General features: G+C 44.2%; 11 protein-coding genes and 1 pseudogene. 8 read left to right on the plus strand and 4 right to left on the minus strand.

Features of this window, described 5'->3' with window-relative positions:
- Positions 1–3: 3 nt before the first annotated feature.
- Positions 4–1,854: a polysaccharide biosynthesis protein gene (locus tag RRU94_RS11325; protein WP_315694370.1), complete on the minus strand. Its 1,851-nt coding sequence runs from the start codon at positions 1,852–1,854 to the stop codon at positions 4–6.
- Between the two features lie 269 nt (positions 1,855–2,123).
- Between RRU94_RS11325 and RRU94_RS11330 the strand changes: the two genes are divergently transcribed.
- Positions 2,124–3,908, plus strand: coding sequence for a 7TM diverse intracellular signaling domain-containing protein (locus RRU94_RS11330; protein ID WP_315694371.1), 1,785 nt, complete (start codon positions 2,124–2,126; stop codon positions 3,906–3,908).
- 80 nt (positions 3,909–3,988) lie between these two features.
- On the opposite strand, the gene RRU94_RS11335 is transcribed toward RRU94_RS11330, so the two are convergent.
- The gene (locus RRU94_RS11335) at positions 3,989–5,476 is read right to left on the minus strand and encodes a sensor domain-containing diguanylate cyclase (RefSeq protein ID WP_315694372.1); all 1,488 of its coding nucleotides are present in this window, start codon (positions 5,474–5,476) and stop codon (positions 3,989–3,991) included.
- A 122-nt stretch (positions 5,477–5,598) separates the two neighbouring features.
- A complete protein-coding gene (locus RRU94_RS11340; RefSeq protein ID WP_242231824.1) occupies positions 5,599–5,925 on the minus strand; it encodes a MerR family transcriptional regulator in 327 nt (108 codons plus the stop codon).
- Between the two features lie 182 nt (positions 5,926–6,107).
- Between RRU94_RS11340 and nirB the strand changes: the two genes are divergently transcribed.
- From nirB to hflX, 7 genes and pseudogenes are all read left to right on the plus strand, one after another.
- Complete coding sequence (nirB, locus tag RRU94_RS11345; protein ID WP_315694373.1) at positions 6,108–8,519, plus strand: nitrite reductase large subunit NirB; 2,412 nt, start codon at positions 6,108–6,110, stop codon at positions 8,517–8,519.
- A gap of 15 nt (positions 8,520–8,534) precedes the next feature.
- A complete protein-coding gene (gene nirD / locus RRU94_RS11350) occupies positions 8,535–8,852 on the plus strand; it encodes a nitrite reductase small subunit NirD (protein ID WP_315694375.1) in 318 nt (105 codons plus the stop codon).
- Positions 8,853–8,870: 18 nt separating this feature from the next.
- Positions 8,871–9,620 (plus strand): uroporphyrinogen-III C-methyltransferase, encoded by a 750-nt coding sequence (gene cobA / locus RRU94_RS11355; protein WP_315694376.1) that lies wholly within the window; start codon positions 8,871–8,873, stop codon positions 9,618–9,620.
- A gap of 84 nt (positions 9,621–9,704) precedes the next feature.
- Positions 9,705–10,307, plus strand: a pseudogene (locus RRU94_RS11360) (alpha/beta hydrolase).
- A gap of 519 nt (positions 10,308–10,826) precedes the next feature.
- Positions 10,827–11,111: an AbrB/MazE/SpoVT family DNA-binding domain-containing protein gene (locus RRU94_RS11365; protein ID WP_315694377.1), complete on the plus strand. Its 285-nt coding sequence runs from the start codon at positions 10,827–10,829 to the stop codon at positions 11,109–11,111.
- 65 nt (positions 11,112–11,176) lie between these two features.
- Positions 11,177–12,010 (plus strand): undecaprenyl-diphosphate phosphatase, encoded by an 834-nt coding sequence (locus RRU94_RS11370; RefSeq protein ID WP_315694378.1) that lies wholly within the window; start codon positions 11,177–11,179, stop codon positions 12,008–12,010.
- A 138-nt stretch (positions 12,011–12,148) separates the two neighbouring features.
- Positions 12,149–13,417 (plus strand): GTPase HflX, encoded by a 1,269-nt coding sequence (gene hflX / locus RRU94_RS11375; protein WP_315694380.1) that lies wholly within the window; start codon positions 12,149–12,151, stop codon positions 13,415–13,417.
- Positions 13,418–13,468: 51 nt separating this feature from the next.
- On the opposite strand, the gene RRU94_RS11380 is transcribed toward hflX, so the two are convergent.
- Positions 13,469–13,723, minus strand: a complete 255-nt coding sequence (locus RRU94_RS11380) for a S1 domain-containing protein (protein ID WP_242231816.1) — start codon at positions 13,721–13,723, stop codon at positions 13,469–13,471.
- Positions 13,724–13,886: the final 163 nt, after the last annotated feature.

Raw genomic sequence — 13,886 nt, forward strand, 5'->3', positions numbered from 1 at the left:
TTGTTATGAGAAAAAGAAATCAATCTGATAAGAAGGAACGATTTCTTTTAAAACGGATTTAATTGCCGTATCGGTTTCTTCGTTTCCTGTCTCGTAAACAAGCTGCTCCAGCCGGTTTAGCCAGAATGGCAGGTCGATCTTTGATCCGTTCGTTGTTCTGGCTGTGTAAATCAATTCATGCTTGGAAGCCGTGTGGCCTTCTTCTGTTGTAAAAAGTTCTTCGTACAGTTTTTCCCCGGGGCGCATGCCTGTATAGCGGATCTCGATGTCTTTGCCGGGTGTCAGGCCGGATAAGGTAATTAAATTACGGGCCAGTTCGCTGATCTTAACCGGCTTGCCCATATCCAAAATGAAAATCTCGCCGCCTTTTGCAAGCGCCCCTGCTTGAATCACAAGCTGTACGGCTTCCGGAATGGTCATAAAATAACGGGTCATATCCCGGTGCGTGACTGTGACCGGGCCGCCGTTTTGAATTTGTTTTTTAAATAAAGGAATCACGCTGCCTCTACTTCCTAGTACGTTACCGAACCGGACCGCGACAAAGTTCGTTTTGCTCTGCTGATTCAACGTTTGGATAATAAGCTCGGCCACCCGTTTTGTGGCACCCATTACGCTCGTTGGGTTCACTGCTTTATCTGTGGAAATTTGAACGTACGTTTCAACGCTGTACTGATCGGCACACTCTGCCAGGTTTTTCGTACCGAAGATGTTATTTTTAACGGCTTCCGTCGGATTGTGTTCCATTAAAGGGACATGCTTGTGTGCAGCGGCATGAAAGACAACCTGGGGACGGTAAATAGAAAAAATATGTTCAAGCCGGTTTTTATCCTGAATGTCGCCAATCAGTGCCTGAATGGGAAGGTGAGGATAAAGCTGCTCGAGTTCTTTTTCGATTGCATATACGCTGTTTTCACCGTGGCCAAGCAGAAGCACTTTTTTTGGATGAAATGAAGAAATCTGCCGGCAGATTTCCGAGCCGATCGAGCCGCCCGCTCCGGTAATCAGCACGGTTTTTTCTTGTACATAGTGAGAAATGCCGAGAACATCCAGCTGGATCGGCGGGCGTCCAAGCAAATCTTCCACGTTGACCTCACGGATCATGCTCAATGTAACACGACCGTTAATAATATCTGTAATACGCGGAAGAATCCGGACAGTGACGCCGCATTTTTGACAGCTTTTTACGATTCGGGTAATATCGCTTCCGGAAGCTGAGGGAATGGCGATAATGGCTGTTTCAATATGGAAATGTTCAATGACCCGTTCAATCTCGTTGGTTGTGCCGGCAACCGGCATATTCCGGACGTTCAGACCAAGTTTTTCGGGATCATCGTCAATAAAAGCAACGGGATATAAAAAAGGGTCCATCGATTTTTTCAGCTCTTTCACCACTAAAATCCCCGCATTACCAGCACCGATAATGAGTGTCCGCTTTCCTTTTTTATTGGGAATGCCTTTGTTTTCATTTACAGACCATAAAATCAAGCGTGAAAATAAAAAGGCCGCCAGGGCAACGGTCCATGTTATAAAAAGGAGAGAGTACGGCAGGGTGGTTACCCCCCACTCCGTAAAAAGAAGATGCAGCATGCCGCCTGTTACGAAAGTAAATGTGAAGCTTTTTCCAATGACTTTTGATTCCCCCATACTGGCAAAACGCCATAAGTGGCGATAATGGTGAAAAAGGTGGAATCCGATCGTCAGTACAATCCAAAACAAGGCGAAGATGTACGCCATTTGGGAAAATGTGACCCCTCTGCCGTTTTCATAGAAAACAAAGCAGGAAAGCGCAACAGAAAGAAAAAGAATTCCGAAATCCATGAAAAGCGCCAGAACATATCGTTTCGTTCGGCTCACACCAAAGCCTCCATTCCATACTTTTTAGCTCTTTATTTTATATGAATTTATGGAATAAGGTGTGATTAAAATAGCCGCCGGCCCGCCGCAAAAAGGACAGGGAGAAACGTTGGGAAACAGCCGCTTTTGTTAAAAAGGAACTTGCCAAAAAAGCCGAAAATAGGCTGTGTCCGTCTCTGATTATAAAAAACTTCCCTTACAGAACTTTGGTTGTAGTATTATGAAACTAGTGAAAAAACGGAAAAAAATAATAAACGGAGACAAAGAAAATGCCTAGCGTACGGTTTTTATGCGGACTGTTTTTTCTGATGTCATGGTTTCCGCAGGCTGTTCATGCCGAGGGGCAGCCGGCATCGGAGGATATACATTTATCTATTTTTTATTTGGAAGATTCCAAGCAGCAATTCTCTATTGAGGAGGTTGCTGCGGCTCAAAAGAAGCATCTGTTTCGACCGGCGGAAAAAAGTCCGAATTTTGGCTATACGGATTCTGTCTATTGGTTCCGGCTCACGGTGGAAAACAAAACGGGTCAAGAAAGATTACTGCTTGAGGTCCCTTCTCCTCCACTTGATTCTCTGATTCTTTACGGGCCCGACGGGAAGGGGGCTTTTCAGAAAACAGAAGCAGGGGATACAAAGGAGTTTGGCGACAGGCTGATTAAACATCGAAACTTTCTGTTTCCTATTAAACTCTCAAGCGGAGAAAAGAAAACGTACTACCTGCGGGTGCAAACGGAAGGTGCCATGAGCGTTCCGATCCAACTGTGGACAGAGGACACCTTTTTGCCGCATTCTACAAAAGAAACAGCGATTCATTTTGGCTATTACGGACTTGTCATCATTATGGCTGTTTATAATTTCTTTTTATTTATCTTTTTACGGAATAAAAGCTATTTGGTTTACACGCTGTTTTCTCTTTCGTATGTCATGATTCACATGGCTAATTTAGGGGACGCTTATCAATGGCTATGGCCTTCGGCGTCGTGGTGGAATAACCGTTCTATCGTGTTTTTTATTAGTTTTTCATTTATTCTTTCCTGCTTTTTTATTCGTCATTTATTGAACGTTCCCAAGTATTCGCCCTGGATGGATCAAGCTTTATCGCTATTAGCAGCCATACAGGTGCTTATTATTGGTATTTTATTTTTCGTAAGCTACCCGCTTGCCTTGCATATGATTTTTGTTTCGAGCTTGCTCCACAGCCTTTTCTTTCTTTTTTTGGCCTTATTCTTATGGAAAAAAGGCAGTAAACTGGCGAAGTATTTTCTTTTTGCCTGGCTGTTTTTTCTAATTGGCAATACGATTTCTTCTCTTGCGGATGCCGGGCTCATCGTGCGCAGCCTGGCAACCCATTATGCCGTTTTAATTGGCTCTCCATTGGAACTGGTTTTGTTCTCACTGGGCCTTTCCGCTCAAGTAGGACTTATCCGGAAAGAAAAGGAACAGCTCTATGAGAAGGTGCAGGAAACACAAAAAGATATCACGCTGACGATCGGGGAGGTTATGGAAGCACGTTCAAAAGAAACATCCCACCATGTGAAAAGAGTAGCGGAATATTCCGGCATTATAGCCCTTGCCTATGGACTGTCAGGGGAAGAAGTGAAAAAGCTAAAAGCGGCTTCTCCTATGCATGATCTTGGAAAAGTGGGGATTCCAGACAGCATCTTAAACAAGCCCGGCAAGCTGACAGAGGAAGAATTCAAAGAAATGAAAAAGCATACGACGATCGGCTATAATATGCTTAAGCATTCATCCGGTGAGACCTTGCAAATCGCGGCGATTATTGCCCATCAGCATCATGAAAAATATGATGGTACCGGGTACCCACGGAAGCTAAAGGGAGAAGACATTCATTTGTTTGCAAGGATTACCGCTATTGCGGATGTGTTCGATGCATTAAACAGTAAAAGAGCTTATAAAGAAAAATGGGACCTGGATGGTATTCTTTCTTTTATGGAAAGAGAAAAAGGAAAGCATTTCGATCCGATGTTAGTTGATTTATTTTTAGCTGACATTGATGCCGCCCTCGAAGTAGCTCATAAATTCCCTGAATAGGAGGAGTTTCTAGGAATTTTTAGCTCTTATCAAAAAAGATCAAACGAAGAGCCGTATGGCTTTCGTTTGATCTTTTATTTTTAAGGAAGAGAAGGAGGAAGTTTATTGTGATGCCGGCTTCTTTTTTCTTTATACATTTCCTGATCAGCCATTTCAAGCAGCTCTTCAAGAGAAATATTCATGCCGGGATGGTAATAGCAGATGCCGTGACTGGCCGACAATTTGTACGGCTGCCGGGAGACCTGGTTGGCGCGGTCAAACTCTAATTGAATGGCAGCCCAGGCTTGATTGGCCGCTTCCGGCGGCTGATTGGGAAAAAGAATAACAAACTCATCCCCGCCCATTCGAAATAAAAGATCTTCTTCACCCAGAGATTTTTGAATTGCTTGGCAGATCGCTTTAATAAAATGGTCACCTTTATTATGGCCGTAACGGTCATTAACAGTTTTTAATCCGTTAATATCGATGTAGCAGAGTGTAAAGGGCTGGGCCTGGCGGCTGTTCATCAGGCTAGAAAGAACATTCAGCCCTTTTCGTCTGTTCATAATACCTGTCAGTTCATCCAAAAAGGCATGCGCCGATAACTTTTCTTCTTCTGCTTTAAAGCTCGTTACATCCGTTGTTCCGATCAGCAGGCACGGTTCCTGCAAATAATCAACTAATTCCACACTCAGCATAATCCAAATATCTTTCTTCGCCGGATCAAAATGCGGCGTTAAATATCCTTTGATGCTTCCTTTCTCCTGCAAAACATCAACGATATTCTGCTCCTCATACGAATTTTTAAAAAGAAGGCCAGCGCCTTTATCGTGCAGCTGAGTTCCTTCGTAATACGCAGATGCCCGCTGATTAAAAAGGATAATCTGATAATTAGAAAGCCGTGCCAGAATGAGTGGGTGCGGATTTAAATCAAATAAAAGGCGAAATGTTTTTTCGTTCTTTTGAAGCTGCTGCTGGCTTTCCATCTCTTTTTTTCGATAGGAATAAAAAGTGGACGATAGAAAAAAAGCAATGCCGGCTGCTGCGGTCGAATTAATCATATTCATAATAGATGTAAGTGAAAAACCGCCAATTTTCATTAATCCGGTTAGAAACAAAACATGGATGCCGGCCAGCATGACTGCGGATTTTTTTGGAGGGATCGGAAAAGTCACAGAAGCTGCCAGTAAAATAATTAAATACGCGTAAATATTGCCGGTTAAAAATTGGCTGTTTAACGATCCGGACGCGCCAATGAAAATATAAAAGCAAAAATAGCTATATACATAATGCAGCAAATCCCTCCTGCCAGACTGCTGGCGCCGGATCAGCTTTTTACGGACCAGCAAAAAGGTGAGCGACATAAAGAACGAAAGAAAATGTAAAAAAGAGAGAATACCCAAGTTTAATCTCTTTTCTCCCGTTGACAAAAAGTAAAGATCCAAAGCCAAATAAAGCGGGTAAGACAGGACAACCATTAAACAAACAAACCGAAGCCTGGCGAACAGCATTTCACCATGCTCGCGGCAGAACTGCTCATCTTCAGGCCGATCCGGTTGAAAGAAAGCGCTCCATGTATCTTTCTTCATATTATAAATCCTTTTTTACTTGCATTTTACCATAGCTTTATAGGGCATCCTAATGAATTCAGTGCTCTGTTAAACGAGCTTTTCAAATGAAAAATCCCGGAGGATGAAGATTCCGGGATTTTTCATTTGAACTTGTTTTGAATACCGAACCGTGCATTCAGCTGGCCTTTGATCATGCTTCGTTTTAATTTGTCTTGATCTGGTCTTTTCTTCATTTCCTGCCTGATTTCAAATGTCCGGACACCATCTTCCATTTGGTTGGCAATATCCATCAGTGTTTCCACGTCGCCAAAGGAGTATTTTCGCGTGCCTCTTTCTGAGCGGTCAGGGAAAATAAGCTGGCGTTCTTCGTAATAGCGAATCTGGCGTTCAGACAAGCCGGTTAACTCGCTCACAATTCCAATTGTAATAACCTTTTTCGTCTTATAGCTTTTCTCTTCATCTGTCATGGAATCACCTCGAAATGGATTACCTGTACTATTATATATCAATACGTTAATTTATGTAACGATTATATGTGATATTTTCTAACAATTAATTTTTATGTTAGATTATATAACATTTATTGTGACTACTTCTTTTAAGTCTCCTATAATCATCACTATCAACAGCCACCAAGGAGGATGTTCAGATGACAAAAGAAAAAATCGTACTAATCGGAAATGGGATGGCCGGTGTCCGGTCTATTGAAGAAATATTAAAAATTAACCCGAATCGGTTTCATATTACTATTTTTGGTGAAGAGCCTTATCCGAACTATAACCGTATTCAATTGTCAAAGGTCCTTCAAGGAGATACAACGATCGCTGACATTACGCTAAACGACTGGAACTGGTACGAAGAACAAAACATTCAGTTATATCCAGGTGAAGGGGTAACGCGGATTGATACAGAAGCAAAATGTGTTCATACCACAAAAGAGCGGACAGTCCAATATGACAAACTTATTATTGCGACAGGCTCGGTTCCTTTTATTATTCCGGTGCCGGGGCATGAGAAAAAAGGCGTAACCGCATTCCGTGATATTAAAGACTGTGAAAAAATGATCGATGCGTCCAAAGAATTCAAAAAAGCGTCCGTTATTGGAGGAGGTCTTCTCGGACTCGAAGCTGCACGCGGGCTCTTGAATCTAGGCATGGAAGTAAACGTTATTCATCTGGCCGACTTTTTAATGGAGCGCCAGCTCGATGAAACAGCCGGTAAAATGCTGCAGAAAGAGCTGGAAAAGCAAGGAATGAACTTCCTTATGCAAAAGCAGACAGCCGAGATTTTAGGGGAGAACCGGGTAGAAGGTATCCGCTTTAATGACGGCGAAGAAATCGAAACGGATCTGGTCGTGATGGCGGTCGGTATCCGGCCGAATACATCATTGGCGAAAGAGAGCGGTATTGCCGTAAACCGGGGCATTCTTGTCAACGACTTTATGGAAACCAATATCCCAGATGTGTACGCGGTTGGGGAATGTGCCGAGCACCGCGAAGTCGTCTACGGCCTTGTGGCTCCGCTTTATGAGCAGGGCAAGGCAATGGCAGCGCACATTTGTGATACACAGGCTCCCGGCTATGCAGGCTCAGTTCTGTCCACACAGTTAAAAGTTTCGGGTGTGGATGTATTCTCGGTCGGTGAAATTGTAGAAGATGAAGAAACGAAGACAATTAAAATGTTTGATGACTGGAAAGGCACATACAAAAAGGTCTTAATCCGTGACGGAAAAATGGCCGGTGCTGTTTTGTTTGGGGACACAAGTGAAGGAAATAAGCTGCTTCGCCTGATTAATAAGAAAGCGGATGTAGAGGAATACATCGGTGCGGCGGAAGAAGGCACTGGTGGAGCGAGCCTGGTGGCATCTATGGATGACAGCGAATTGATCTGCGGCTGTAACGGCGTATCAAAAGGCACCATCATGGAAGCGATCAAACGTGACGGGCTGACAACTGTGGATCAAGTAAAAGCCTGCACGAGTGCATCCCGTTCATGCGGCGGCTGTAAACCACTCGTTGTAGACCTGCTTGCCCATACATTAGGAGATGGATTTGACACATCGAACCAAAAAGAAGCGATCTGCGGCTGTACCACGCTTTCGCGTGATGAAGTTGTTGAGGCAATTCGTGAAAAAGGGCTGACTCATACAAAAGAAGTGATGAATGTGCTTGGCTGGGAAACAGACGGCGGCTGTTCAAAGTGCCGTCCAGCACTGAACTATTATTTAGGCATGATTAATCCGAAAGAATACGAGGATGAAAAAGCCTCTAAATTTGTGAACGAGCGGATGCATGGCAATATTCAAAAAGATGGCACCTATTCAGTTGTACCGCGGATGTATGGCGGTGTAACGTCAGCGAATGACCTGAGGAAAATTGCGGATGTAGCAGATAAATATAATGTGCCGCTCATCAAAGTAACCGGCGGCCAGCGGATTGATTTATTCGGTGTGAAAAAAGAGGATCTGCCGGGTATGTGGGCGGATTTGGATATGCCGTCCGGCTATGCGTACGGAAAAACATTACGAACGGTTAAAACCTGTGTCGGTGAAAGTTTCTGCCGCTTCGGCACCCAGGATTCCATGAGCATGGGAATCCAGATGGAAAAGAAATTCGAGCGAATCGGCACACCGCATAAAGTGAAAATGGCCGTATCTGCCTGCCCGCGCAACTGTGCAGAATCTGGCATCAAGGATATTGGAGTCGTGGGTGTAGACGGCGGCTGGGAAATATACGTTGGCGGAAATGGCGGAACCCATCTGCGGGCAGCTGATCTTTTCTGCAAAGTAAAAACGAACGAAGAAGTAATGGAAATGACAGGTGCATTTATGCAGTATTACCGGGAGGATGCGGTATATCTTGAACGGACGGCGGCCTGGGTAGAGCGTGTCGGCCTTGACCATATTAAAGAAGTTCTGTCCGATAAAGCCACGCGTGATGCGCTGAACGCCCGGATCGACGAAGCACTGTCTGTCACAAAAGAGCCGTGGAAAGAAGTAATTGAAAGCGAAAAAATCCGAAAAGAACTATATGAAACAGAGCTTGTGAGCACAACAAAATAAAAGGGGGCCATGAACATGGAAAAAACATTGGAGAAGGTACGGATCGCATCCATTGCGGATTTACCGGAGAAAATGGGAAAAACTGTCCGGGTGGGAGAGCTGGAACTGGCTGTGTTTAAACTTGGAAATGGCACGGTCAGAGCGATTGAAAACCGCTGCCCGCACAAAGGAGGGGTGCTCGCAGAAGGAATTGTCAGCGGCGAGCACGTTTTCTGCCCGATGCATGACTGGAAAATTTGCACAACTGATGGGAAAGTGCAGGCGCCGGATGTTGGCTGTGTGTCCACTTATAAAGCCGTTATTGAAGACAACGACGTATACTTATTTATTTAAAGAAGGAGGCGGACGAAGATGGGTGTATCGATTGTAGGAGCAGGGCCGGGCGATCCGGAACTCATTACCGTTAAAGCATTAAAAGCCATTCAAACGGCCGATGTTATTTTATATGACCGGCTTGTAAACAAAGAGCTGTTGAAGGAGTCAAAACCATCAGCTGTCCGCGTCTTCTGCGGAAAGTTTCCAGGCAATCATGTGATGACTCAGGACCGTATTAATCGGCTGATAGTAAAGTTCGCTTCTGACGGAAAAAGTGTGGTGCGTTTAAAAGGCGGTGATCCGTTTGTGTTCGGACGCGGCGGCGAAGAAGCTGCTTATGCGAGAAGCTTTGGCATCCCGGTTGAAATTATTCCGGGTATTACGGCGGGCATTGCTGCACCTGCTTATGCAAATATTCCCGTTACACACCGGGAGTACGGCAATTCATTCGCCATTGTCACCGGGCATCAAATGGAAGGCAAAGGGGAAACAGATTGGTCGAAGCTTGCCACGTCTGTAGACACGCTTGTGATTTATATGGGCATGAAACACTTGGATCATATTACGAAGCAGCTCATTCACCATGGCCGCAGTGGGGCAATGATGGCCGCAGTGATTGAGCAGGGCACGACAAATGCACAGCGGGTTGTAACAGCGCCTCTGTGCCGTATTGCAGAAGAAGCGCAGAAGCAGGAAATAGGCAATCCGGCTGTAATTGTCATTGGCGACGTCGTCAACTGCCGGGAGCAGCTGGAACGTGAAATGGCTCTGGCGGCTGCCTATTAAGGGAAAAGGAATTGACGCGCTTCTCTTCCTCCTGTACCATTATCTTTAATTCGAGATAATAAAAACAGAAAAGGTGGAAGCGCCATGAAACATGTATTTCAAAAAGGATCAAACGACCGTGTCCTGCTTCTCTTACATGGAACAGGAGGCACCGAGCATGACCTGCTGCCGCTCGCTGACAGTATTGATCCGGATGCATCTGTATTGAGCGTGCGGGGAAATGTGCTTGAAAATGGTATGCCGCGCTTTTTCAGACGGCTGGCAGAAGGAGTATTTGATGAGAAAGATTTAGTGTTCCGCACAAATGAATTAAATGAATTTTTAGCCCAGGCGGCACGCGACTACGGGTTTAACCGGAATAAAGTAGTGGCGATCGGCTAATCGAATGGTGCAAACATTGCCGCAAGTCTATTATTTCATTTGAAAGATTCTTTAAAAGGTGCGATCCTTCATCATCCAATGGTGCCGAGAAGAGGGATTGAACTTCCGGATTTAACAGGCACCCCTGTTTTGATTACAGCTGGAAAAAACGATCCTATTTGTCCGGCAAAAGAAACAGATGATTTAGCGGCACTGCTGGCTGGTGCCGGCGCAGAAACTGACATTCACTGGGAAATGAATGGCCATATGCTGACAGCTACAGAAGTGCAGGCAGCAGCACAGTGGTTCAAAGCCCATCTCGCTTAATTGTTCTGATAACAAAAAACGCCTTGTTCGCAAGGCGTTTTTTGTTTTATATTATTGTGATCTGGTTTCTTATGATCGGCAGAGGATGGAGACAAATCATTAAGCTGTTCAAGCATTTTCTCTACATCTGTAAATTAGAGTTGAAAAAATAGGGATATAGGAAACAAGAAGAGCTGATAAAGCCGCTGTTAAAATTCTAAAACTCAGTTTTCATAAGGCGTTCATTTTGTTCTCCTTTTCTCAAAGCAAAATATAGATAGAAGCTTTTCGTATCATTTTAAAAAACGTTTTTAACATTAATTGTAAAAATGGTAAATTTACATTCTATATTCGATCTATTAGTTATTTAAGCCTATTTATCACGAAAAATAAGCTATAAGATTCATTTTAAAAATAGTTAATTAGGTAATAGGATCTTATAAAAAGCATTATTTCTGTTTTTTTTCTTATTTATCGTGTTTTGACTAAAAAATGGAAGGGTGGAATAGTAGTCTTATCTTACTAAAAGAGGTGAAATGCATGATTGCGGTGAAATCAAAGCGAATTATGGATGCGCAGGGGCGGGTGGTTCTGCCGAAAGCGGTGCGGAAGGAGCTGGGTATTTCTCCGGAAGACCGGGTACGGGTGGTAGGACAGCAGGATGAAATTACGATTGAGAAGTACACGGAGCAGCAGGTGGAGGAAACGCAAATGTGTTATATAACGGGCGCTGCATCGCCTGACTGCCATTCATTTAGCGGAGGTATTCATTTAAGTAAAGAAGCGGCTCTCAAGATTCTGGCAGAATGGAAGTCTAAACAGTAATCAATTGGCGTATAGTGAAAAGTATGCTACTTTAGAGAGTGGAAATCTGACAAAGGAGAATAGGAATGGATTTTATCACTCTATTAAAAGCGGTTATTCTCGGGCTTGTAGAAGGAATGACCGAATTTGCCCCGGTTTCTTCAACAGGGCATATGATTATTGTCGATGATATGTGGCTTCACTCTAAAGAATTTTTGGGAAAATATGCAGCTAATACGTTCAAGGTTGTCATCCAGCTTGGTTCTATTTTAGCGGTGGTTGTTGTATTCAGGCAGCGGTTTATTGATTTGCTTGGCTTAAACAAAGAAACACGCGGCAAAGAAAATCGGCTTCGTCTTGGCCAGGTGCTTGTTGGATTGGTTCCGGCCGGGGTTTTAGGTGTTTTGTTTGAAGATACGATTGATAAGTATTTGTTTACAACTGAGACTGTGTTGATCGGACTTGTGGCTGGTGCTGTCCTGATGATTATTGCAGATATTTACAGGGGCAGAAAGCAGACGGATAATATAGCTGAGACTGTTGATCAAATAACGTATAAGCAGGCATTTCTTGTTGGTATTTTCCAATGTCTTTCTGTTCTGCTTCCCGGTTTTTCACGTTCTGGATCTACCATTTCCGGCGGGGTTCTTGTTGGCATGAGCTATCGTGCTGCAGCGGATTTTACGTTTATTATGGCTGTGCCGATTATGGCCGGGGCCAGCTCTATTTCACTGTTGAAAAACCTTGAGTATATTTCAAGCTCTGATCTTCCTTTTTACGCGGTCGGTTTTATTAGTGCTTTTATTTTCGCTTTAATTTCCATTAAGTTCTTCTTGAAATTAATTAACCGTATCAAATTAACTCCGTTTGCCATTTATCGTATCATTCTGGCAGCGGTCATTTATTTCGTCTTTTTGTAAGCGGGGGGCATACCCCGCTTTTTTATATGGAAAGAAGTGTTCGCAACGTTTGATTTAAAAGACGCGGGCGTGGTAAACTAACAGCACGAAACCGAACCGCAGGCTGATGTCTGCGGTTTTTTCAGAACGGAGGTCCTTATGAACGAAACAAAAACCGAACAACTCAAGGGCATTACAGCGGGTGTGAATACGGATAGCGAGGGAGATTTTCTGTACTCAATGGAAGAGCTCAAAAATCTGGCCGAAGCGTGCGGCATTGAAGTGAAGGGGGAGCTGACGCAAAATCTGCCCCGTACACATCCCGCTCTGTATATGGGAACGGGAAAAGTAGAAGAGCTTCAGCATCTTGTCGAACAGATGGAAGCAGATGTCGTGATTTTTGACAGTGAGCTGTCTCCTTCGCAAATTCGAAATCTCGAAAAAGAGCTTGATTGCGAAGTAATCGACCGAACCATGCTTATTTTAGACATCTTCGGCCGGCGCGCCAAAACGAAAGAAGCACAGCTCCAGGTGGAGATGGCCCGTCTTCAGTATATGCTGCCGCGCCTGGTCGGCACGTATGTGGCACTTGGGCGTCAGGGGGGCGGCTCAGGCTTTAAGAACCGCGGTGCCGGGGAAACGAAGCTCGAGCTTGACCGCCGGAAAATTGAATCGAAAATTTCTTATTTACGCAAAGAACTGGCGAAAATTTCGGAGCAGCGGACTGTACAGCGCAGACAGCGCCAAAAAAATAACCTGCCTGTTGCTGCGCTTGTAGGCTATACAAATGCCGGTAAGTCAACTGTTATGAACGCAATGCTCGGAACGTACGGCGGAGACGGGGGAGAGGTTTTTGAGAAAGACATGCTTTTCGCTACGCTGGATACATCTGTGCGCAGCATCGAGCTTCCGGATAAAAAAGAGTTTTTGCTCGCCGATACGGTCGGATTTGTAAACAAGCTGCCGCACCATCTTGTAAAAGCGTTTCGCTCAACACTGGAGGAAGCGGCATTTGCCGATGTGCTTGTTCATGTCATTGATGTATCAAGCCCGCAGTTTGAAACAATGACAGATATTACGGAAAAAACGCTCGCAGATATTGGGGCAGAAAACATGCCGGTCGTCTATGTATACAATAAAGCAGACCGGGCCGGTATCGAATACCCGCAGACAGCCGGTGATTCGGTATATATATCCGCCAAAGAAAGAGCCGGTATCAGCGAGCTGACAAATAAGCTGAAAGAGTACTTGTTTAAAGACTATGTCCGCTGCACCCTGCTTATCCCATTCGACGAAGGGGAAGTCGTATCGTACTTTAATGAGCACGCGGCTGTGCTCGAAACAGAATATGAAGAGAATGGAACAAAGCTGACGGTTGAATGCCATCGAAAAGATTATGAAAAATTCAAGTCCTTTGTTACCGGCTAACCCGCTTTTAAAAACGGCCATCCCATATAAGATGACCGTTTTTTTATTTTTTTACCATAAGAAAAAGGCAGATGCGAGGGCAAAACCGGCAATAGCCGCCAGGGCAACCGGATAGCCGTATCCGTAGCCGTACCAGCCATAAAATCCGTAGCCAAACCCTCCTAAAAAGCCGGCAGGACGAATCCAAACATGGTCTCTCGTTACGCGGGTAATTCTTCCTGTATGAACTTTGCCATCACGGCAGGTAATTTTCACTTTTTTTCCTGTGTGCTGTGAGCAAAGATGATAAAAGTGTGCTCGAGACATGATATTCCTCCTTTCTTTGTTTCATAGTTTATGCAGGAAAAAAAGAGGTGGATAAACGAAAAGTCTATGAAATATACTTTTTTTCTATAAAAACAGTACGACTGCTTCAAAATAAACCTTATTCATATATATATATTAAGAAGGGCAGTGAAAAAGGAGGCAG

Origin of the sequence: Domibacillus sp. DTU_2020_1001157_1_SI_ALB_TIR_016 (genome assembly GCF_032341995.1) — a bacterium.
Lineage (GTDB): Bacteria > Bacillota > Bacilli > Bacillales > Domibacillaceae > Domibacillus > Domibacillus indicus_A.

Bases quoted from the DNA above. Each gene is read 5' to 3' on its own strand.
- RRU94_RS11340 (WP_242231824.1), bottom strand. From the start codon at position 5,925: ATGACAGATGAAGAGAAAAGCTATAAGACGAAAAAGGTTATTACAATT.
- RRU94_RS11380 (WP_242231816.1), bottom strand. From the start codon at position 13,723: ATGTCTCGAGCACACTTTTATCATCTTTGCTCACAGCACACAGGAAAA.
- RRU94_RS11365 (WP_315694377.1), top strand. From the start codon at position 10,827: ATGATTGCGGTGAAATCAAAGCGAATTATGGATGCGCAGGGGCGGGTG.
- hflX (WP_315694380.1), top strand. From the start codon at position 12,149: ATGAACGAAACAAAAACCGAACAACTCAAGGGCATTACAGCGGGTGTG.
- nirB (WP_315694373.1), top strand. From the start codon at position 6,108: ATGACAAAAGAAAAAATCGTACTAATCGGAAATGGGATGGCCGGTGTC.
- cobA (WP_315694376.1), top strand. From the start codon at position 8,871: ATGGGTGTATCGATTGTAGGAGCAGGGCCGGGCGATCCGGAACTCATT.
- RRU94_RS11335 (WP_315694372.1), bottom strand. From the start codon at position 5,476: ATGAAGAAAGATACATGGAGCGCTTTCTTTCAACCGGATCGGCCTGAA.
- RRU94_RS11330 (WP_315694371.1), top strand. From the start codon at position 2,124: ATGCCTAGCGTACGGTTTTTATGCGGACTGTTTTTTCTGATGTCATGG.
- RRU94_RS11370 (WP_315694378.1), top strand. From the start codon at position 11,177: ATGGATTTTATCACTCTATTAAAAGCGGTTATTCTCGGGCTTGTAGAA.
- nirD (WP_315694375.1), top strand. From the start codon at position 8,535: ATGGAAAAAACATTGGAGAAGGTACGGATCGCATCCATTGCGGATTTA.